At 68.3% G+C, this 19862-nt stretch carries 20 protein-coding genes and 1 tRNA gene; 10 read left to right on the forward strand and 11 right to left on the reverse strand.

The annotated features are described in order from the left end of the window. Positions 1-79: 79 nt before the first annotated feature. Positions 80-1105 (reverse strand): PhnD/SsuA/transferrin family substrate-binding protein, encoded by a 1026-nt coding sequence (locus tag HHUB_RS11380; RefSeq protein WP_059057724.1) that lies wholly within the window; start codon positions 1103-1105, stop codon positions 80-82. 130 nt (positions 1106-1235) lie between these two features. Here HHUB_RS11380 and hisH point away from each other — a divergent pair, with 130 nt between their 5' ends. After that, positions 1236-1892, forward strand: a complete 657-nt coding sequence (gene hisH / locus HHUB_RS11385; protein WP_059058299.1) for an imidazole glycerol phosphate synthase subunit HisH — start codon at positions 1236-1238, stop codon at positions 1890-1892. 223 nt (positions 1893-2115) lie between these two features. Here the strand turns inward: hisH and HHUB_RS11390 are convergent, their stop codons facing one another. Then, entirely contained in the window at positions 2116-2454 is a 339-nt protein-coding gene (locus tag HHUB_RS11390) for a hypothetical protein (RefSeq protein ID WP_059057725.1), read from the reverse strand. Between the two features lie 236 nt (positions 2455-2690). Between HHUB_RS11390 and HHUB_RS17535 the strand changes: the two genes are divergently transcribed. The 6 genes from HHUB_RS17535 to HHUB_RS11415 all read left to right on the forward strand — a co-directional run bounded on the left by HHUB_RS17535 (position 2691) and on the right by HHUB_RS11415 (position 8604). Then, positions 2691-2822, forward strand: a complete 132-nt coding sequence (locus HHUB_RS17535) for a hypothetical protein (RefSeq protein ID WP_256943840.1) — start codon at positions 2691-2693, stop codon at positions 2820-2822. After that, entirely contained in the window at positions 2815-3867 is a 1053-nt protein-coding gene (aceA, locus tag HHUB_RS11395) for an isocitrate lyase (protein ID WP_059057726.1), read from the forward strand. Before HHUB_RS17535 ends, aceA begins: the two co-directional genes overlap by 8 nt. Next, entirely contained in the window at positions 3860-5170 is a 1311-nt protein-coding gene (gene aceB, locus HHUB_RS11400) for a malate synthase AceB (RefSeq protein WP_059057727.1), read from the forward strand. Before aceA ends, aceB begins: the two co-directional genes overlap by 8 nt. A gap of 275 nt (positions 5171-5445) precedes the next feature. After that, positions 5446-6564: a tRNA (guanine(26)-N(2))-dimethyltransferase gene (locus tag HHUB_RS11405; RefSeq protein WP_059057728.1), complete on the forward strand. Its 1119-nt coding sequence runs from the start codon at positions 5446-5448 to the stop codon at positions 6562-6564. Positions 6565-6613: 49 nt separating this feature from the next. Continuing rightward, the gene (locus HHUB_RS11410; RefSeq protein ID WP_238323960.1) at positions 6614-7783 is read left to right on the forward strand and encodes a YihY/virulence factor BrkB family protein; all 1170 of its coding nucleotides are present in this window, start codon (positions 6614-6616) and stop codon (positions 7781-7783) included. After that, the gene (locus tag HHUB_RS11415) at positions 7780-8604 is read left to right on the forward strand and encodes a phosphatase PAP2 family protein (RefSeq protein ID WP_082687260.1); all 825 of its coding nucleotides are present in this window, start codon (positions 7780-7782) and stop codon (positions 8602-8604) included. The genes HHUB_RS11410 and HHUB_RS11415 overlap by 4 nt, the downstream gene beginning before the upstream one ends. A gap of 48 nt (positions 8605-8652) precedes the next feature. Here HHUB_RS11415 and glnA read toward each other — a convergent pair whose 3' ends face one another. Next, entirely contained in the window at positions 8653-10029 is a 1377-nt protein-coding gene (gene glnA / locus HHUB_RS11420) for a type I glutamate--ammonia ligase (RefSeq protein WP_059057730.1), read from the reverse strand. A 124-nt stretch (positions 10030-10153) separates the two neighbouring features. On the opposite strand from glnA, the gene lrp reads away from it, so the two are divergent. After that, positions 10154-10615 (forward strand): HTH-type transcriptional regulator Lrp, encoded by a 462-nt coding sequence (gene lrp / locus HHUB_RS11425; RefSeq protein WP_059057731.1) that lies wholly within the window; start codon positions 10154-10156, stop codon positions 10613-10615. 309 nt (positions 10616-10924) lie between these two features. Here the strand turns inward: lrp and thsB are convergent, their stop codons facing one another. From thsB to HHUB_RS11450, 5 genes are all read right to left on the reverse strand, one after another. Further along, positions 10925-12592 carry a thermosome subunit beta gene (thsB, locus tag HHUB_RS11430; protein WP_370683870.1) on the reverse strand — a complete coding sequence of 556 codons (1668 nt, stop codon included), beginning with the start codon at positions 12590-12592 and terminating at the stop codon, positions 10925-10927. Between the two features lie 169 nt (positions 12593-12761). After that, positions 12762-12980 carry a TRAM domain-containing protein gene (locus tag HHUB_RS11435; protein ID WP_059057732.1) on the reverse strand — a complete coding sequence of 73 codons (219 nt, stop codon included), beginning with the start codon at positions 12978-12980 and terminating at the stop codon, positions 12762-12764. Positions 12981-13389: 409 nt separating this feature from the next. Next, positions 13390-13471 (reverse strand) — tRNA-Ser (locus HHUB_RS11440). 46 nt (positions 13472-13517) lie between these two features. Next, positions 13518-13706 (reverse strand): hypothetical protein, encoded by a 189-nt coding sequence (locus tag HHUB_RS11445; RefSeq protein WP_059057733.1) that lies wholly within the window; start codon positions 13704-13706, stop codon positions 13518-13520. Then, a complete protein-coding gene (locus HHUB_RS11450; protein ID WP_059057734.1) occupies positions 13707-14090 on the reverse strand; it encodes a Rid family detoxifying hydrolase in 384 nt (127 codons plus the stop codon). A gap of 114 nt (positions 14091-14204) precedes the next feature. Between HHUB_RS11450 and HHUB_RS11455 the strand changes: the two genes are divergently transcribed. After that, a complete protein-coding gene (locus HHUB_RS11455) occupies positions 14205-15047 on the forward strand; it encodes a hypothetical protein (protein ID WP_143416388.1) in 843 nt (280 codons plus the stop codon). Between the two features lies 1 nt (position 15048). On the opposite strand, the gene ilvA is transcribed toward HHUB_RS11455, so the two are convergent. After that, complete coding sequence (gene ilvA, locus HHUB_RS11460) at positions 15049-16275, reverse strand: threonine ammonia-lyase (RefSeq protein ID WP_059057736.1); 1227 nt, start codon at positions 16273-16275, stop codon at positions 15049-15051. A 455-nt stretch (positions 16276-16730) separates the two neighbouring features. Next, positions 16731-17867: a citrate synthase gene (citZ, locus tag HHUB_RS11465; RefSeq protein WP_059057737.1), complete on the reverse strand. Its 1137-nt coding sequence runs from the start codon at positions 17865-17867 to the stop codon at positions 16731-16733. Positions 17868-18055: 188 nt separating this feature from the next. On the opposite strand from citZ, the gene HHUB_RS11470 reads away from it, so the two are divergent. Then, positions 18056-19249: a potassium channel family protein gene (locus HHUB_RS11470; protein WP_059057738.1), complete on the forward strand. Its 1194-nt coding sequence runs from the start codon at positions 18056-18058 to the stop codon at positions 19247-19249. 1 nt (position 19250) lies between these two features. Here HHUB_RS11470 and HHUB_RS11475 read toward each other — a convergent pair whose 3' ends face one another. After that, positions 19251-19847 (reverse strand): hypothetical protein, encoded by a 597-nt coding sequence (locus tag HHUB_RS11475; protein ID WP_059057739.1) that lies wholly within the window; start codon positions 19845-19847, stop codon positions 19251-19253. Positions 19848-19862: the final 15 nt, after the last annotated feature.

Below are 19862 nucleotides of genomic sequence, written 5' to 3' on the forward strand. Positions count from 1 at the left end.
CGGCCGCCTAACCCGACTGGCGGGCTTGTAGGGGGTCATCACGGGCGACAAATAGATTAATCGATTAGGTGCGTCGGCGTTACGCGTTCCCGAGTTCGACGCCGAGCTCGTCGAAGGCGTCGCGGACCGGCTGGTAGTCCTCAACGGTGCCCTCGCTGAGCCCGGTGAACCAGAGCTGCTGGTCGTCGCCGAGGTCCTCGTTGATGAGGTCCTCCTCGGTGGCGGCCAGCAGGGCGTCGGTCACGTCGGACCTGACCGTCGAGTCCAGCGCCGAGCGGATGAGAATGGGCGCGCGCGGAATCGGGTTCGAGCACGAGAGCAGTTCCAGTTCCGGGGACTCCGTGCCGAGGTCGCCGTCGTTCTCGGCGGACATGTCGAGGAACTCCTGGGGGAACTGGTCCTTGGGGACGTTGGGCGCCGTGGAGAACGCGCCGGTGCCCGCAGCCACGACCGGGTCGCGGTTGATGAGCGTCTCGCGGGCCTGTGAGTGGTCCGACCACTGGCCCTCGAAGTCGTTGGGCGTGCCGTTGGGCGCGCCGCCGGTGTCGAGACCGGCCTGCTTGAGCATGTACAGCGGGAAGATGGAGCCGCTCGTGGAGAGGCGGTCTGCGAACGCGACCGTCTCGCCTTCGAGGTCCGCGAGCTCGTCGATGCCGCTGTCCGGCAGCGTCGTGATGAGCGAGAAGTACTTCGCGGCGCCGTACGCGATGCGGATGCCGGCGACCTCCGCGACGTCGTTGTCCGCGCTCTGAATCGCGATTGCCGGTGCGGCGTCCGCGATGTCCGTCTGCCCGGACTCCAGCGAGGAGTACACCGCGGCGTAGTCCGCCGCGACGCTGGAGGAGATGGAGACGTCCGCCTCGGACTCGAGGTAGTCGAACATCGGCTGGTACTGCTGTTTGACGTCGACGTCGGACTCGGCCGGCGTGAGCGTGAACGTCAGCTCCGTCGGGCCGCTGCTCGTCGTGCCCGTCGTCGTCCCGCCACTTTCGGACGTGCCGTCACCGCCGTCGCCGTCGCCGCCGCCCGTACAGCCCGCGAGTCCGGTGAGTCCAGCGATACCTGTCGCGCCTGCGATTTTGAGGAATTTGCGTCGTCCCGCCATGGGGAATTCGTTTGTGAATACGAGAGGTGGTTGAAAAGGTTTGTCCTTCAACTATATCCAGTGATACCCATCACTATGTACCAAACAGCGGAGGGAAACCCACTTGCAACTGGGGGGCGAAGCCACGAACATGAGCATCTCGTCGACCGACCAGACGACCGCTTCGGTCGTCGTCGTGGACTACGGGCTGGGGAACCTCAGGAGTGTCACGCGCGGGCTCGAACGCGCGAACGCGGACGTGACAATCTCCGACGACTCGGGCGCGCTCGACGACGCGGACGGCATCGTGTTGCCGGGCGTCGGCGCGTTCGGCGACGGCATGGAGAACGCGGGGCCGTTCCGGGACGCGCTCGTCGACGCCGCCGAGGCCGGCCGCCCGCTGTTCGGCATCTGTCTGGGGATGCAGATGCTGCTCACGGAGAGCGAGGAGGCCGAGCGCGAGGGACAGGGCGACGTGCGCGGTCTGGACCTGATTCCGGGTCGGAACCGTCGATTCACGGGCGACGTGAAGGTCCCGCACATGGGCTGGAACGAACTCGACGTGACCCGCGACCACCCCCTCGTCGAAGGCGTGGACGGCGAGCACGCGTACTTCGTCCACTCCTACTACGCCGAACCGAACAGCGACGACCACGTCGTCGCCGAGACCGACTACGGCGAGGCGTTCCCCTCCATCGTCGCCAACGACGAGGGCAACGTCTTCGGCACCCAGTTCCACCCCGAGAAGTCCGGGGAGACCGGCCTGCGGATTCTCCGGAACTTCGTGGACATCTGCGCCGAACAGTAGGGAACGGTTCCCACACCCGAGCAACGCTTTCCGCCCGCTTCATCGACAGTTAGCATCCGCGAGCGAGCGGCTTGCAAAGCCCGAGCGAAGCGGTTCACTCCACGAGCGAACGGAGTGAGCGAGTGGAGGCCGACGACTGAGGAGAGCGAGCGAACCGAAGGAGGAGTGCTTTTGGCGTAGCTTTTGCCGAGCGCGCCAGAGGCGCGCGCAGCGTAAAAGGTCGCTACAGGAAATCTCTAACCTCGCTGTAGTACATGTCGTGGTGGTCGACTTCGCCGACGCGTTCGGCGACGTCGACGGCGATGGCGTGCCAGCAGGATTCGTCGGGGTCGAGGTTGTACTGGCTGTCTTGGCAGTTGCAGTTGCCGTCTTCGACGATGTACTCGTCTTCGTGGCCGACGACGACGGTGAAGTCGTTGTACTGTTTGACGCGGCCTTCGCTGGCGGCTTCGACGGCGCGCTGGCCGCGGTCGCCGTGTTCGGCGAGAATGCCTTCTACGATTGGGCCGGTGAGTTCGCCGGCGTCGGCGAGTGCGGCCCGCCAGTCGTCGACCTCGGACACGACCCGCTGTTGGGCGGCGCGTGGTTTAGCAGGTTCGGTCGCGCGTCCGTGGTACGTATTGACGTGACAAACCAATTCCTTAATCATTGTTAATGCCATTCGAGCCATATTACATTATTATTCATTAACTTTATGCGGCTGGTCGCCCCGTCACCAGTTGCGATGCCCGCAGTACGCCACCGCACGACCGCTCGCACCGACTATCGACCGCCACAGCGACCCACAGAGACCCCACCATGCCCACCTACACCGACATAGACAACACCGGCGCGCCGGTCGTCCCGGACCTCCGGGGCGACGCCGACGAGGAAGAATCGCTCGCTGAGACCGTCTGGAGCCACCGACACACGGAGCCAACTGATGAGTGACGACTACCCCGACTACACGCACCGAGACATCGACAACGCCGCCGGCCGCGAGTTCCGCGAACTGCTCGCGGACGACGACCCCTACGTGTTCGCGCCCGGCCTCTACCACGCCCTCGACGCGCGGCTGGCCGAACGCGCCGGCCACGACGCCGTCTACATGAGCGGCTACTCTACGGTCCTCGGGCAGTTCGGCTTCCCGGACCTCGAGATGGTCTCGATGACCGAGATGGTCGAGAACGCAAAGCGCATCGTCGACGCCACCAGCCTCCCAGTCGTCGCGGACGCCGACACCGGCTACGGCGGCGTCCACAACGTCCGCCGCGCCGTCCGCGAGTACGAGAAGGCCGGCGTCGCCGCGATTCACATCGAGGACCAGACGACGCCCAAGCGCTGCGGCCACATCGCCGGGAAGGAGATCGTCTCCCGGGAGAAGGCGCAGGCGCGCTTCGAGGCCGCCGTCGATGCCAAGCAGTCCGAGGACACCGTCATCATCGCGCGCACCGACGCGTACGGCTCCGCGAACGGCGACTGGGAGGAACACCTCGAACGCGGCCGCATCTACGCGGACGCTGGCGTCGACCTCGTCTGGCCGGAGATGCCCGACCCGTCCCGCGAGGACGCCGTCGAGTACGCCGAGACCATCCACGAGACCCACCCGGACCTCGACCTCGCGTTCAACTACTCGTCGTCGTTCGCGTGGAGCGAGGAAGACGACCCGCTGACCTTCGAGGAGCTCGGCGACCTCGGCTACGAGTACATCTTCATCACCCTCTACGGCCTCCACTCGGGCGCCCACGCCGTCTACGAGGACATGGAGAACATCGCCGAGAACGCCGAGCAGGCGCAGTTCGACCTCGAAGACCGCTACCTCGGCCACGAGACCGAGAGCCACCACGACCTCTCGCTGGTCAGCCGCTACCAGGACATCGAGACCCAGTTCGACCCCGAGGCCCGGCGCCGCATCGAGGAGTCCGAGGGGTACAGCGAGGACGAGAGCGACCCCATCACGGCCGACGACGAGGCCACGCCGACGCAGGATGACTGACCCGACCGAGCGCCACTACGACCGCGAGTTCGTGCGGACGTTCTTCACGACCCCGACCGCGGTCGAGGGGGAGGACGACTCCGCGAAGATGCTGCGTAGCGCCGCGGGTCTGCGCGGCATCAAGGCGCCCGACGTCTGGGTGCCGGACAACGAGGACGCCACCGCGCCGTCGATGCGCGCGGAGGGCGCCCGGAACATCGTGGATGTCGTCAGCGACCACGGCGCCGACTTCCCCGGCGAAATCCACCCCCGGGTGGTGTGGCACCGCGAGCGGCCGTCCACGCGCCGCCGCGGCTTCGAGCAGATGCGCACCATCGCCGACCCCGAGGGCGGCGCCGTCGAGCACATCGACGGCTTCGTCATCCCGGAGGTCGGCGACATCGACGACTGGAAGAAGGCCGACGAGGCCATCACCATCGTCGAACACGAGCACGGCCTCGACGAAGGCTCGCTCTCGATGTCGGTCATCGTCGAGAGCGGCGAAGCCGAGCTCGCGATGGGCGACCTCCGCGAGGAGGTGGGCAAGCCGTCGAACAACCTCGAACGCATGTTCCTGCTCGTGGACGGCGAGGTCGACTACACGAAGGACATGCGCGCGATGACGCCCACCGGGGAACTCCCGCCGTGGCCGGAACTGCGCCACAACACCTCTCGGGGCGCCAGCGCCGCCGGCCTCGTCGCCGTGGACGGCCCCTACGACGACATCCGCGACGTCGAGGGCTACCGCCAGCGCATGCGCGACAACCGCGCGAAGGGGATGACCGGCATCTGGTCGCTCACCCCCGAACAGGTCGAGGTCGCCAACACCGCGCCGCTCCCGCCGGAGACCGGGAGCTGGCTACTCGACGTCGGCGGCCGCGAGGTCGAACTCGACGCCGACGGAGGCCGACAGGTCTACGACGGCGACGACCTCTCGCTGTCGGAGACCGGCGACGGCTACGTGCTCCGCGCCGGCGGCGACGAGCGCGAACTCTCCGAGGAGGAACTCCGCGAGGAACTGCTGGACCGCACGTCGTACGTCCCCAGCATGAACGACATCGTGGACTCCATGGAGGAGTTCGAAGCCGCGAAGGAAGCGGGCAAGGGCGCCATCGCGATGACCCAGTCCGCCACCCTCGAAATTGACGGCGTCACCGTGGACCTCAGCAAGGACCGCATGTGGGACGAGGCGACCTACCAGGCCGCCCAGACCCCCATCACGCTGTTCCAGGACGTCTACGAGCACCGACCCGACCAGCACGACGAACTAGCGGAGAAGTACGGCTCCGACGTCGTCGAACGCGCGACGAACGTCGGCGACTAACGACACGCGGCCGCACGCGGACGTGCTCACCCCGCCCGCGGCCCGCACTTCGTCGCATCCAGAGTTCTCGTAGCTCGGGAGGGCTCTCGCCTCCCACTCTGCACGCCCGACAGTGCTCGCTACGTTCACCGTTCTCTACGCTCACCGTTCACACAATTCGGGAGACTACGTCTCCCGCAGCTCACGGCTTACTTCGTTCGCCGCTCGCTTATTCCGAGGGCGCTTCGCGCCCTCGCAACCGTCGGCCTTTTTTCCGCGTCGCTCCGAGTGGCGGTATGCTCGTCGAGGAAGGCGGCGTGACCGTCGAAGTACCCGGGGAAGCCGGCGGCGGCGAGGGCGCCGGCGACGGCGTGTTCTTCAACCCCACGCAGGAACTCAACCGGGACCTGACGGTCGCGGCGCTGTCGGCGTACCGCGAGCGCGAGCCGCGCGCGGAGACGTACCTCGACGCGATGGCCGCCAGCGGCATCCGCGGGGTGCGCGCCGCCAACAACGACTGGACGACGACGCTGGCGGACCTCGACCCCGATTCGGTCGAACTCGCGCGGGCGAACCTCGCACGCAACGACCTCGACGGCGAGGTCGTCCAGCGCAACGTCAACAGCCTCCTCCACGAGGACGGCCAGTTCTTCGACGTCGTGGACCTCGACCCGTTCGGGTCGCCGATTCCGTTCGCGGACGCGGCGTTCGCGAACGCCCGCAACCTCGTCTGCGTCACCGCCACGGATACCGCGCCGCTGTGCGGCGCGCACTTCGAGTCCGGCGTGCGGAAGTACTCCGCCGTCCCCCGGAACACCGAGTACCACGCCGAGATGGGGCTACGCGTGCTGCTGTCCGCGCTCGCGCGCACCGCCGCGCGCTACGACGTCGGCGTCACGCCCATCCTCAGCCACGTCAGCGACCACTACGTCCGCACGTACCTGGACCTCTCGCACACCGCGACCGACGCCAACGAGGCCATCGACGAACTCGGCTACGTCTACCACTGTCAGGAGTGCCTCCACCGCGAGCACGAGTACGGCCTGATTGCGGACGCGCCGGAGACGTGCGCGCACTGCGGCGGCACGCAGGTGCTGCCAGCCGGCCCGCTGTGGCTCGGCCCCGCCCACGACAGGGAATTCGTCGCGGAGGTCCGCGAGCATGTCACCGACTACATGGGCACCGCCAAGCGCGCCCGGAAGCTGCTGGACACCGTCGCGGGCGAACTCCACGAGCCGACGCACTTCGACCAGCACCGCCTCTACAAGCAGTGGGGCGAGCCCGCCGTCGGCATGGACGAGTTCCTCAGCGAACTCCGCGACGCGGGGCTGGCGGCCTCGCGCACGCAGTACGGCGGCACGACGTTCAAGACCGACGGCTCGCTCGCCGACGTCGAGGCCGCGGTCCGCGAGTAGGCGTCCCGCAGTAGCCCGATTTATGACCCACCGCGCCGAAGTCCGTGACGTGACACGAATCGGGTCCGCCGTCGGGGTCGCGCGACGCGTCGCCGGAACGGCCAAAGACGAGCAAGTGACGTTCCTCTCGGCGGCGGTCGCGTACTACGCGTTCGTCTCCCTGATTCCGCTGCTGGTGTTGTCGGTCGCGGTCGGCACCGCGCTCGGCGGCGTCGAACTGGTCGATGCCATCGTCGGCGCGCTCGACCCGTTCCTCACTACGTCCGGGGAGACCGCACTCCGGGACGCGATGACGGACGGTCGCGGGCGCACGGGCGCGACAGCGGTCAGTCTCCTGCTGTTGACGTGGTCCGCGCTCAAGCTGTTCCGCGGCCTCGACGTCGCGTTCTCGCAGGTCTACGGCGTCCAGAAGCCCGAGTCGCTGCTCGAACAGGTCGTCGACGGCGTCGTCGTGCTGCTGACGCTGCCGCTGGCGGTCGGCGCTGCCGTCGCGGTGACCGTCGTCGTGCCGTACCTCGACGTCGTGCCGTACCTCGACCTCGCGAGCGCGCTGACGCTCCCGCTCGCGCTGACGCTCGTGTTCCTGCCGTCGTACTACGTCTTCCCGGACGCCGGAGTGTCCGTCCGAGAGGCGCTGCCGGGCGCGGCGTTCGCGGCGGTCGGGTGGACGCTGCTCGCGCAGGGGTTCCGCGTGTACGCCGCGTACGTCGGCGGCGGCGAGCTGTACGGGATTCTGGGCGGCGCGCTCCTGCTGGTGACGTGGCTGTACTTCGGCGGCATCGTTATCACGCTCGGCGCGGTACTCAACGCCGTGCTGTCGGGACGACCTGACGACGACGAGGAGCCGGAACCAGAACCACCGAACGAGGCGCCGGACGTCGCCGAACTCGGCGCGGAAGTCGAGGCGCTGCGCGCGGAGCTGGACGCCAAGACCGTCCAGAAGTCCGAGCTGGAAGCCGACCTCAAGCAGTACGTCCGCCAGCGCCTCCGCCGCGGGAAGGCGCGCGGCTGGGGACCGTACCTCGTGTTGCTGTACGGCACGCTGATGACCGTCGGCGCGTTCCACTACCTCGGCGGCGGCTGGTCGATTCTGGCGATGGTCGTGGTGTGGCTGTCCACGCTCGGGCTGTACGTGCTGATGGTGCTGTTCGGCCTGAGCGTCAGCGCCGTCGGGGTGCCGGGCCGAATCGCCGACCGCGTGCGGTCGTGGCGACGGTGAGCGCGCTCGACCGCAGCGCCGGCGTCACGGAGGCGCTGGCGGGAAGCGTCCCCGAGGCGCTCGTGCCCGTGTTCGTGGTGTTGACGTTCCTCGGGAGCACATGGTTCGTGGTGACCGTCGGGCCCGCCGTCTACCTGTTCGGCCCGCAGCGCGGCTGGCTGTCGCGGCGCGACGGCGCGCGCCTGCTCGCGGTGAGCATCGGCGCGCTCGCGGTCGTCGTCCTCACGAAGGGGCTGTTCGCGGAGCCGCGACCCCCGGCGTCGGTGATGCGCATCGCCGAACACGGCAACGGCTTCCCGAGCGGCCACGCCACCGGCGCGGCGGCGTTCTACGGCGGGCTCGCGGCGCTCCTCGACGTGAGCGACCGCGCGCGCCGGTACGCCGCGGCCGCCGGGATGATTGTCTTCGTGGCGTTCACGCGGCTCGCGCTCGGCGTCCACTACCTCGCGGACGTCGTCGCGGGCGCGCTCCTCGGCACGGCGTTCGTCGCGGTACTGATCGCGCTCACGCGCCGCCGCGTCGGCTACGGGTTCGCCGTCGCCGTCCTCACTGCCGTCGCGGCCGTCGGCCTCGTCGGCCCCACGGAGGACCCGGTCGCCGCGCTCGGCGGGACGGTCGGCGCGCTCGCCGGCTGGTGGCTGGTGACGCGGCGCGGCGCGCTCCTGAACGACGTCTCAGTAAAGACCGCACTCCCCGTTCTCGCTGCGCTCGGCGGCGCGGCCGCGCTCACGCTGCACTTCGACGCGGGACTGGCCGCGATTGGCTCGACACACTCCCTCGCCGGCGTCGCGTTCGTCGCGCTCCCAGTACTGCGGCGGTAGCCGTCGCTGGCCGGCGCGCGACGCGAAAGAAAAGCGGCGTGGAGCCGTCTAGAACTTCTCGAGGTAGCGGTCGAGCTCCCAGTCGGAGACGTCGACGCGGTAGTCGTCGTACTCGGCGTTCTTCGCCTCGAGGAACTTCTCCGAGACGTGGTCACCGAGCGCGTCGAGGACGACGTCGTCGTCTTCGAGCTCGTCGAGGGCGTCGCCGAGGTTCGACGGCAGCGTGTCGATGCCGTACTCCTCGCGCTTGGCCTCGTCGAACTCGTAGATATTCTCGCGGACCGGGTCGTCGCAGTCGAGGCCCTTCTCGATGCCGTCGAGGCCGGCGTGGATGAGCGCCGCGAACGCCAGGTACGGGTTACACGACGGGTCGGGGAAGCGCGCCTCGATGCGGCTCGCGGACGGCACGCGCGCCGCGGGCTTGCGGATGAGCGCGGAGCGGTTGCGGTCCGACCACGCGACGTACACCGGCGCCTCGTAGCCGGGGACGAGGCGCTTGTAGGAGTTCACGGTCGGGTTCGTGACCGCGGCCAGCGCCGGGGCGTGCTCGAGGATGCCCGCGGTGAACTGCTTGGCCGTCTCCGAGAGGTCGAACTCGTCGTCGCCGTCATGGAACGCGTTCTCGCCGTCCTCCGTGAACAGCGAGATGTGCGTGTGCATCCCGGAGCCGTTGATGCGCGGGATGGGCTTGGGCATGAACGTCGCGTGGAGGTCGTGCTGGGCGGCGATGGCGCGCACGACCGTCCGGAACGTGCCGACGTTGTCAGCCGTCGAGAGCGCGTCGTCGTACTCGAAGTTGATCTCGTGTTGGCCCTGCGCGACCTCGTGGTGGGAGGCCTCGATTTCGAAGCCCATGTCCTCGAGGCCGTAGATGATGTCGCGGCGGACGTCGCTGGCGAGGTCCTTCGGCGCGAGGTCGAAGTAGCCGCCGGCGTCGTTGGTCTTCGTCGTCGCGCGGCCGTCCTCGTCCTCCTCGAAGAGGAAGAACTCGGGCTCGGGCGCGGCGTTGACGGTGTAACCCATCTCCTCGGCGCGGTCGAGCGCCTGCTTGAGGACGTGGCGCGGGTCGCCCTCGAAGGGTTCGCCCGTGGAGGTGTTGATGACGTCGCAGATGAGACGCGCGGCGCCGCCCTCTTCCTCGTCCTCGCGGGTGCGCCACGGGAGCACGGCGAACGTCTCGGGGTCGGGCTTGAGCCGCATGTCCGACTCCTGGATGCGCACGAAGCCGTCGATGGATGAGCCGTCGAAGTAGATGCCGTCCTCGAACGCCTTCTCCGCCTGACTGGCGGGGATGGAGACGTTCTTCACGGTGCCGAGGATGTCCGTGAACTGGAGGCGGAGGAAGTCGATGTTCTGTTCGTCAATCTTCTCGAGTACCGCCTGCTCGCTCGGGCCGAGGCCCTCACTGGGATTCCCGTTCGTCATATCTGTGGACACTCCGGACGAGTACATCCACCATTAAAGCAGTAGCGGTTAGCGTAATTTTCGGAGAGCTGGCGATAACTGAACACTCGTAAACTTCTATACCCCGGGGTGGGTAAGGGAACGTATGACGTACGAGAACCTCGACGCGCACCTCGTCAACGAGCTGCTGGCCGACGGGCGCGCCAGCCTCCGCAGCCTCGCCGACGAGCTCGACGTATCAGTCACGACCGTCTCGAACCACCTCAAGGACCTGGAGAACGAGGGCGTCATCGAGGGCTACGTCCCAATCGTCGACTACGACCAGCTCGGCTACGACGTCACCGCCATCATCCAGCTCAAGGTCGAGGGCGGCGCGCTCCCCGACATCACCGACCGCTTCCGCGACCACAAGCAGATGGTCTCCGTCTACGAGGTCACCGGCGACCACGACGTCATCGCCGTCGGGAAGTTTAGCGACACCGACGACATGAACGCGCTCATCAAGGACCTGCTCTCGGACGCCGACATCAAGGAGTCCAACACCAGCGTCGTGCTCAACGCCGCCGCCGAACACGAGCAGTTCGAACTCGACGTCGACGACGAGTAACGCGTCCACTCCTTTCTGCGACCCGGAGCTCGGGCTAACCGACGAAGCGCCGAAAGAAAATCGCGAGTCGGTGAGCGAGCGGTGCAAACGGGAGGGGTCAGCAGGGGGCTAGCATTCGGCGGCCGCAGGCCGCCGATTCACCGAGCGCGAAGCGCTCGGGCGCCGAGGACCCCCGAAGGGGTTCTCGTGAGTGTAGCGAACGAGAGCTCGTCAGAGCGAAGCTCTGACGGTGGTCCGACGGCGCTTTTTCCCCAATTTTTTGCCGAGCGAGCGGCGCGAAGCGCCGCGAGCGCAGGGCAAAAAGTGGGTTTACATCATGCCGCCCATGCCGCCGCCCATGCCGCCCATGCCGCCGGCGCCACCTTCGTCGTCGCCCTTGTCGGTGGAGAGGTCGCCGGCGGAGATGATGTCGTCGATTTTGAGCACGAGGTTCGCGGCCTCGGAAGCGGACGTGACCGCCTGCTCTTTGGCGTGCGCGGGCTCGACGACGCCGGCCTCGAAGGTGTCTTCGAGGTTGCCGGAGAGCACGTTCAGGCCGGTGCGCTCCTCGCCGGACTCATGCGCGGAGCGCAGGTCGACGAGCGTGTCGATGGAGTCGAGGCCCGCGTTCTCGGCGAGCACGCGGGGCACGAGTTCGAGCGAGTCAGCGAACGCCTCGACGGCGAGCTGCTCGCGGCCGGAGACCGAGTCCGCGAAGTCGCGGAGGCGGTCGGCGACCTCGACCTCGATGGCGCCGCCGCCGGGGAGGACGCGGCCGTCGGAGAGCGTCTGCGCGGAGACGTCGAGCGCGTCGGTGACGCCGCGTTCGAGCTCGTCGACGACGTGGTCGGTGGACGCGCGCAGGAGGATGGTGACGCCGTGGGCGTTCTCGTCGTGGCCCTCGACGTAGAACAGCTCGTCCTCGGCGTCGCGGGAGACGGAGCCGCTGGCGACGTCGGCCTCGGACGCGGAGTCGAGGTCCGTGACGACCGACGTGTTGAGGACGTTCGTCAGGAACTCGATGTCGGACTTCTTGGTGCGACGGACGGCGAGGATGCCCTCCTTCGCGAGGTAGTGCTGGGCCATGTCGTCGATGCCCTTCTGACAGAAGACGACGTTGGCCCCGGTGTCGACAATCTGCTGGACCTTCTGCTTGAGCTGCTCCTCTTCCTGGTCGAGGAACGACTGGAGCTGGTCGGGGCTCTCGATGTTGACCGAGGTGTCGGCTTCGGCTTCCTCGACCTCGATGGCCTCGTTCAGCAGGAGAATCTTGGCGTCCTCGACGTCCGAGGGCATCTCGTCGTGGACCGGGTCCTTGTCGATGGCGGCGCCGACGAGGAGCTCGGAGTCACCGACCGAGCGGCCGGTCTGGGTCTCGACGTTGATGTTGGCGGCGTCGACGACCGTGCTGCCGTCGGCGGCTTCGACGGCGACCTGATTGATGGCCTGGTAGATGATGCCGGAGAGCAGCTCCTTGTCGAGCTCGGCGCCCTTGCCGGTCATCGAGGTCTCGGCGACGCTGCGGATGAGGTCCTCGTCCTCGGGGTCGACGTCGATGGCGACGTTGTCGACTTCCTCGCGGGCCTGCTCGGCGGCGAGGTTGTAGCCCTTGATGATGGCGGTCGGGTGGATGTCGCGCTCGAGGAGGTCCTCGGCGTTCTTGAGGAGTTCGCCCGCGATGGCGACCGCGGTCGTCGTGCCGTCGCCGGCCTCGTCCTCTTGGGTCTCGGCGACTTCGACGATCATCTCCGCGGTCGGGTTGTCGATGTCCATCTCCTGGAGGATGGTGACGCCGTCGTTGGTGATTGTGACGTCGCCCATCGAGGAGACGAGCATCTTGTCCATGCCTTTCGGCCCGAGCGTGGAGCGGACGGCGTCCGCGACGGCTCGCGCCGCGGAGATGTTGTGCTCCTGAGCGTCCTTGTCCTTCACGCGCTGGGCGTCGTCTCCCATGATGATCATGGGCTGACCCTGCATCCGCTGCTGCTGTTGTGCCATAGGTACCTGATAGATTGATTGTGATTCTATATAAAAGTTTCTGTCGAGTGCGGAGTCGCGCTCGGCGACGAACGCGAGATACGGCCTGACTCCCGCGAAAAATCACCACAGGCGCCGAACTCCGTGGTAGTCGTTCACACGAGACGGGGGCGCCGAACCGGCCTTTAAGTTACGCGACGTCGGACTCGTGGTCGAGTAGCTCCGCCATCGCGTAGTCGGGCGTCACGCGGTCGATGCGCACCCGCACCCGGTCGCCCATGTCGCCCTCGGGCACCAGCACCACGAAGTCGTCGACGTGCGCGACGCCGTCGCCCTCCTCGCCGATGCTCTCGACGTCCACGACGTACTCCTCGTCCTCCTCGACCGGTACGGGCGTGTCCGAACTCATACCGTGTCCTTCGCCAGCCGACGAGAAGAACGCTGGGGCCGCGCTGATAGTGGGTCCTAAATGAGCATACGCGCGGCTTCGCCGCGCGTTTCACCGCGAGCCGGAGGCTCGCGGGGAGTTTTTAGCGTAGATTTTTGCGACGAGCGGTGCGCGAGCGAAGCGAGCGCACCCGAGGAGTAAAAAGGTACGAAGACGCCGGGACAGGGATTTGAACTGGAGGAAGACGGTCCTGCTCGCTTCGCTGTCGTTCGAGAGAGCGGAGCTCTCTCGTGATGACGAAAGACGGCAAAGCCGTCTTTCGAACCACGCGGGCTGCGACTTCCAGAGTTCAAATCCCTGCGCCGCTCACAGGATACTCACGACCGCAGCGCGACGAGACGCGCTGCTCAGCGGTGAGTCTCCAGAGAAGCGCCGGGACAGGGATTTGAACCCTGAACCCCGTAAGGGGACACGCTTTCCAGGCGTGCGCTTTGCCATTCGGCCATCCCGGCCCGTCGTACCCTATCCGGGTCTGTCGTTTAAACCCTTCTTTTCGCGTCAGCGGAGGCGGGTGGCCGCGAGGTGCGCGACCAGCGAGGACGCTGCGAAGACGACGACGGCGACGCCGAGCAGGGGGAGGAAGCCGACGCCGTCCTCGGCGAACAGCCGGTAGCCCTGCGCGAGCACGAGGAACGCGAGCGCGCCGACGGCGCCCCACGCCAGCGTGTCCAACGTGGAGCGGTCCATCTAGTCGCGCTGGGCGGCGACGGCTTCGATTTCGACGGCCGCGCCCTTCGGGAGCGCCGACACTTCCAGCGCGGAGCGGGCGGGCGGGTTGTCCTGGAAGTACTCCTCGTACGCGTCGTTCATCTCGTCGAAGTCGTCGATGTCGTCGAGGTACACCGATACCTTGAGCACGTCCTGCATCGTGAGGCCCTCGGCTTCGAGGATGGCCTTGACGTTCTCGAGGCTCTGTCGGGTCTGGGTGGCGATGGGTTCGTCGTCGAGGAGGTCGCCCTCCGGCGTCAGGGGAATCTGGCCGGCGGTGAACACGAGGTCGCCGTCGGTCGTCGCCTGGCTGTACGCGCCGACCGCGGCGGGCGCGTCGGGAGTGTCGATGATGCGTTTCATGTCCGAGGCGTCGCGGTCACACGTATTAAAGACCGGCGTCAGCGCTCGGCGACGGCCGCCGAGCGGGGGGACGCGAGCCACCAGATTCGTGTCCGTTCGCCCGCAAGCGAGCGTATGCGTGGCCGAACAGTCGCCGCTGGCGTCGCCGCGGCGCTGGCCGGTGGTGCGGCGTGGCGAGCGCGCGACGTACCATTCAGTCCAGTGACCGGCGGGATTCGAGTCGGCGCGGACTACGTGGCGCGGCGCGGGCTCGCGGGGGGCGAACGCCCACCTATCGGCGAGATGGACGACATGGCCGAGTTCGCGTGCGCCGGCTTCGACCCCGAGCGCGTCGCGGGCGACGTGCGGCGGTTCTACGAGCGCACGACCGAGTACGAGATGCTGTTCCGCGCGCGCTGGCATCGGCCGTTCCGGACGGGCGCGGCGCTCGCGGCGCCCGTGACGAGCTACGTCCGCCAGTTGAACCTCCCGGGGCCGAGCGACGACGAGTGGCACCGACTGGACAGCGAGTTCGTCGCGCTCGCCCCCGACGCCGACCCGCGGGACGGCGCGCGGGCGTGGATTCGCACGGACGAGGCCGGCGACGCGGTGTTCGTGGCGCTGTACGCGAGCCACGAGCGCGACGGCGAGCGGTTCGTGAACATCGCGGCGCCGCTGCCCGGCGGCAACCTCTCGACGGTGCTTCGCATCGGCCACCTCGGCGCGGGCGACGCGACGGGCGTGGAACTGACGACGCGAGCGCCCGGCGACCCGGGGCTCTACTGGGTCACGCCGCCCGTCGGATTCGCGCTCCCGGCGGACCAGCGGTTCCGCGTGTGGCCGACAGACGGGTCGGTGAGCGCGCCCGCAGAAATCGACGACCCGACAGACGGCGATGCGGTGGCGCTGGCGACCCACGAGATGTGGCTGTGCGGCGCGCAGTTCCTCACCGTCGAGTACGCGGTCGTGCCCGCGTGACCTACTGGGGCCGCGGGCCGTTGAGGACAGTGACCTCGAAGCCCTCCTCGCGGATGCGGTTCAGGAGGGCGTCCACGTGCTCGGGGCCCCGCGTTTCGAGGTCGAGTTCGACCTCGGTGGCGTTCATCGCAATGTCGCGGTTCGTACGGTCGTGCTGGATGGCGTAGATGTTCGCGCGCTCGTCCGCGACGATGTCGAGGAGGTCGTTGAGCGCGCCCGGGCGGTCCTTCAGGACGGTGCGGACCTTCACGTAGCGGCCCTGGTCGACGAGCCCGCGCATGATGACCGTCGTGAGGAGGTTGAGGTCGATGTTCCCGCCGCAGAGCGCGGGCACGATGACCTCGTCGTCTTCGTAGACGAACTTCCCCTCCAGCAGCGCGGCCAGCGGCGTCGCGCCCGCGCCCTCGACGAGCGTCTTCCCGCGTTCGAGCAGCAGCATCAGCGCGGTCGCGATTTCGTCGTCGGAGACGGTGACGACCTCGTCGACGCGCTCGCGGATGACCGGGAACGTCTGCTCGCCGACCCGGCGCACGGCGATGCCGTCCGCGATGGTGTCCACGGAATCGACGGCCTGCGGCTCGCCCTTCTGGAGCGAGGAGGCCACAGTTGAGGCGCCTTCGGCTTGCACGCCGACGACGCGAACGTCGGGGTCGTGGGCCTTCACGGCGGTCGCCACGCCGGAGATGAGCCCACCGCCGCCGATGGGGACGACGACAGTGTCGAGTTCGGGGAGGTCGTCCACGATTTCGAGGCCGAGCGTCCCCTGTCCGGCCATCACGTGCTCGTCGTCGAACGCGTGGACGTAGGTGCGACCCTCCTCGTCTTCGAGTTCGTGGGCGTGCGTCTGGGCGGCGTCGTAGTCGATGCCGTGGAGGACGACCTCCGCGCCGTAGCTCTTCGTCGCCTTGATTTTCGAGATGGGGGCGGTCTCGGGCATCACCACCTTCGAATCGACGCCCGACCGGGAGGCCGCCAGCGCGACGCCCTGCGCGTGGTTGCCCGCGGAGGCGGTGACGACGCCGGCGTCGCGCTCGGTCTCCGAGAGCGTGCGGACGCGGTTGGTTGCGCCGCGAATCTTGAACGAGCCCGTCCGCTGGAAGCACTCCAGTTTCAGGTGGACCTCCGCGCCGGTCATCCGGGAGAACGTGTTGGAGTAGTCCAGCGGGGTGTGTCGAGCGACGTCAGCGACGCGCTCGCGGGCGTCGAGCACGTCGTCGAGTGCGATCATGCTCGCGGCTACGACGCAGTCGCTGTTAACGGTTGGTGGTGTGCGCCAAGAATACGGGGGACGGAGCGTGTGACGATTACGACGAGGAGCGCGATGGTGATAAAAGCGACCAAAGCGCGGTGAAAGTGAAAGTGCGGGACTGCGGGGCGTCTGACGGAAGCGACGAAATTCTTACGCCAGTCTCCCCAGCGCGGCGACCACCGACCGAAAAAACAGGTGATTCGGAGCCGGTCCGCAATTACCGCTCGTCGACCGGCACGAACTCCCGCTCCTCCTCGCCGACGTAGCGGGCGCGCGGGCGGATGAGGCGGTTGTCCAGGACCTTTTGCGCTGCGCTCCCTACGGTCGCTCGGCAAAAGCTCCGCCAAAAGCACTCCTCGCTCCAGCCGCGCTCGCGGTGCTCGCGCGTTAGTCGCTCGTCGGCCCGCTCGCTCCGCGAGCGGAGAGTGAGCGGCTTACCGCTCGTCGACCGGCACGAACTCCTGTTCCTCCTCGCCGACGTAGCGGGCGCGCGGACGGATGAGGCGGTTGTCCTCGTACTGTTCGAGGACGTGAGCGATCCAGCCGCCGACGCGGGACATCGCGAAGATGGGCGTGTAGATGTCCACGGGGATGCCCATCTGGTAGTACGTCGAGGCGGAGTAGAAGTCGACGTTCGGCGCCAGTCCCTTCTCCTCGCTGACGTACTCCTCGATGGCGACGCTCATCTCGTACCACTTCGTGTCGCCGGCGGCCTCGCCGAGCTCCTCGCTGCGCTCGCCGAGAATCTTCGCGCGCGGGTCCTTGACGTTGTAGACGCGGTGGCCGAACCCGGCGACGCGACGCCCCTCGTCGAGGGCGTCGGCGACCCAGTCGACGGGCTCCTTGCCGGACTCGTCGATTTCCTGGAGCATCCGCATGACGTTCGCGTTCGCGCCGCCGTGGAGGCTGCCGCCGAGCGTGCCGACGGCCGACGTAATCGCGGAGTGGAGGTCCGCGAGCGTGCTGGACGTGACCATCGAGGAGAACGTCGACGCGTTCAGCCCGTGGTCGGCGTGCAGGACCAGCGCCTGGTCGAAGACGTCCGCGAGCACGTCGTCGGGCTCCTCGTCGTTGAGCATGTAGAGGAAGTTCGCCGCGTGGCTCAGGTCGTCGCGGGGCGCGACCGGGTCGTCGCCGTCGCGCAGGCGCGTGAACGCCGCGACGATGGTGGGAATCTTGGCGGTGATGCGCTTGCCCTTCCGGAGGTTCGCCTCGCGGTCCGTGGGGTCGGCGTCGGCGTCCGGGTCGAACGCCGACAGCTCCGAGACCGCAGTGCGCAGCGCCGCCATCGGATCCTCGTCGGCGGCCGCGAGGTCCGCGACGAGGTCGAGGACGTCGTCGTCGAGTTCGCGGTGGGCGGTCATCTCCTCGCTGAACGCGTCGAGTTCCTCCCGGTTGGGGAGGCGGCCGTGCCAGAGCAGGTAGAGGACTTCCTCGTAGCTCGCGCCGCGCGCGAGGTCCTCAATGGTGTACCCGCGGTAGACGAGTTTGCCCTCGTCGCCGTCGATGTAGCTCAGCTCGGACTCCGCGACGAGCACACCTTCCAGACCCTTCTTGAGTTCGTCGGCCATGTGCCTGCGTTCTTGACCGTTCTACTTAATGGGTGTCGGTTTCCTTCACGGTCGTCTACGAAAATATTGCGCGTGGGAACGCATATCGGGCGTTTCGTGTGAACGTGTAACACGAAATCGGCGGGCGCGGGCGGCACTCGACCCGGCCGACGCGAACGTTTTTCGGGACCGGGAGCGAACCCGGGGCCATGAGCGGCCGCGTCGAGTACGAGCCCGCGAGCGTGAAAGCCCTCCTCGCGGAGATGAAAGACACCGCCGAGCTCCTCATCGACCTCTCCTACTCGGCGGTGCTGCACGGCAGCGACGACGTGGCCGCGGAAGTCCTCAAGCTCGAAGAGCGCATGGACGTCCTCCAGTTGCGCGCGCGGATGAGCCTCCTGATGGCCGCGCGCAACCCCGAGGACGCGGAGACGCTCGCGCCGGTGCTGGGCGTCGTCGGCGCCGCCGAGAAGATTAGCGACGCCGCGGGCGACATCGCGAAGGTCGTCCTCGACGACATCCGCGTGCCCGAGGCGATTCGCGCGGCGCTCCCGGAGGCCGTCGAGTCGCTGGTGCGCGCGGAGCTGGCCGCCGACTCCGACTACGCGGGCCGCACGCTGCTGGACGTGAACCTCGAAACCGAGACCGGCGTGCGCGTGCTCGCGATTCGGCGCGGCGGCGACTGGCTGCTGAACCCCAACCGCGACACGGAACTGCTCGGCGGCGACGTGCTGTTGCTGCGCGGCCCCGACGAGCGCATCGGCGGCGTCTACGAGACCGCGACCGGCGACGCCTACGAGCCCCCGGCGGTCCCCGAGCCGGCCATCGACGACCTCGAACGCGCCGTCGACTCCGTGGTGACGATGAAGAACATGAGCGAGCTCTCCGTGGACCTCGCGTACGGCGCGGTGCTGTTCGACTCCACGGACCTCGCCGCGGAGGTCGTCGAACTGGAAGCCGAAGTAGACGCGCTGAAGTCCCGCTTCGAGGCGTGGACGCTGCGGGCGGCCAGCCGCGTCGAGGACCCCGTCTCGCTGCGCGGGCTCGTCCACATCGCCACCGCGACGGAGGTCATCAGCGACGCCGCGGTGGAAATCAGCGAGGGGGTGCTGCGCGGGCTGGACACCCACGTCGTCGTGCAGGAAGCCGTCGAGGAGTCCGACGAGGTCATCGTTCGGGAGACCGTCGAAGCCGACAGCGCGCTCGACGGCGCGACGCTCGGCGGGGAGGAGGTCGCGACCGAGACCGGGATGCGCGTCATCGCGGTGCGGCGGCCGGACGCCGAGACCGACGAGTGGGTCGTCCAGCCCGGCCCCGAGACCGGGATTGCGGCCGGCGACGTGCTGCTGGCGAAGGGGACGCGCGCGAGCGCCGACCGCCTCCGCGACCTCGCGTCCGCGTGAGTCAGTCCAGGACGGCGCGCTCGGCGGCGACCGCGCGGAGCGCGAGGTCCGGCAGCGGCACCGAGAGGTAGTCGCGGCCGTCCGTGTAGCCAGTGACCGACAAGACCGCAGTGTCTGCCGTCTCGAAGCGCAACTCGAAGCCGACCGGCTCGTCGGTCATCCGCGGCGTCGCGACCCGCGAATCGACGCCGTTGGCGACGACCTTCCGCCTCCGCTTCGCGAGCCGAGCGACCAAGTCGGCGTCGACGCCGAGCGCGTCGTACCCGGACTTGCCGCCCCGCACGCGAGACAGGAGCCCGCCGCTCTCCGGTGGGTGGACGCCGTGGCGGGCGTACACGTAGCCGTCCTCGCGCCGGACGACCAGCCGAGCCGTGCAGTCAGTGCCCGCGAGCTCGACCGGGCACGCGAACGCGTAGCGCTTGTCGGCGTGGCTGGTCTCTGCGACGTCGAAGCGCTTCCCGCCCGGCGACTTGTCCGCCCCGCGCAGCGGCGCGAGCACGCCGGCGACGACGGCGGACGCCGACGGGAGTCCCTCCCCGCCGTCGGCGTCGTCGCCGGTGTACGCGGCGAGGCGGGTCGGGAAGTCGTCTTCTGCCATCCTCGGAACCGAGCA

It is taken from the genome of Halobacterium hubeiense (assembly GCF_001488575.1).
In the GTDB taxonomy this organism is placed as follows: Archaea; Halobacteriota; Halobacteria; order Halobacteriales; family Halobacteriaceae; genus Halobacterium; species Halobacterium hubeiense.

Coding starts and splice junctions, on each gene's coding strand:
- glnA (WP_059057730.1), bottom strand. CDS start 10,029: ATGACGAACGGGAATCCCAGTGAGGGCCTCGGCCCGAGCGAGCAGGCG.
- HHUB_RS11470 (WP_059057738.1), top strand. CDS start 18,056: ATGAGCGGCCGCGTCGAGTACGAGCCCGCGAGCGTGAAAGCCCTCCTC.
- HHUB_RS11450 (WP_059057734.1), bottom strand. CDS start 14,090: ATGAAACGCATCATCGACACTCCCGACGCGCCCGCCGCGGTCGGCGCG.
- HHUB_RS11475 (WP_059057739.1), bottom strand. CDS start 19,847: ATGGCAGAAGACGACTTCCCGACCCGCCTCGCCGCGTACACCGGCGAC.
- HHUB_RS11380 (WP_059057724.1), bottom strand. CDS start 1,105: ATGGCGGGACGACGCAAATTCCTCAAAATCGCAGGCGCGACAGGTATC.
- citZ (WP_059057737.1), bottom strand. CDS start 17,867: ATGGCCGACGAACTCAAGAAGGGTCTGGAAGGTGTGCTCGTCGCGGAG.
- HHUB_RS11435 (WP_059057732.1), bottom strand. CDS start 12,980: ATGAGTTCGGACACGCCCGTACCGGTCGAGGAGGACGAGGAGTACGTC.
- ilvA (WP_059057736.1), bottom strand. CDS start 16,275: ATGATCGCACTCGACGACGTGCTCGACGCCCGCGAGCGCGTCGCTGAC.
- HHUB_RS11405 (WP_059057728.1), top strand. CDS start 5,446: ATGCTCGTCGAGGAAGGCGGCGTGACCGTCGAAGTACCCGGGGAAGCC.
- hisH (WP_059058299.1), top strand. CDS start 1,236: ATGAGCATCTCGTCGACCGACCAGACGACCGCTTCGGTCGTCGTCGTG.
- aceB (WP_059057727.1), top strand. CDS start 3,860: ATGACTGACCCGACCGAGCGCCACTACGACCGCGAGTTCGTGCGGACG.
- thsB (WP_370683870.1), bottom strand. CDS start 12,592: ATGGCACAACAGCAGCAGCGGATGCAGGGTCAGCCCATGATCATCATG.
- HHUB_RS11455 (WP_143416388.1), top strand. CDS start 14,205: ATGCGTGGCCGAACAGTCGCCGCTGGCGTCGCCGCGGCGCTGGCCGGT.
- HHUB_RS11445 (WP_059057733.1), bottom strand. CDS start 13,706: ATGGACCGCTCCACGTTGGACACGCTGGCGTGGGGCGCCGTCGGCGCG.
- lrp (WP_059057731.1), top strand. CDS start 10,154: ATGACGTACGAGAACCTCGACGCGCACCTCGTCAACGAGCTGCTGGCC.
- HHUB_RS17535 (WP_256943840.1), top strand. CDS start 2,691: ATGCCCACCTACACCGACATAGACAACACCGGCGCGCCGGTCGTCCCG.
- aceA (WP_059057726.1), top strand. CDS start 2,815: ATGAGTGACGACTACCCCGACTACACGCACCGAGACATCGACAACGCC.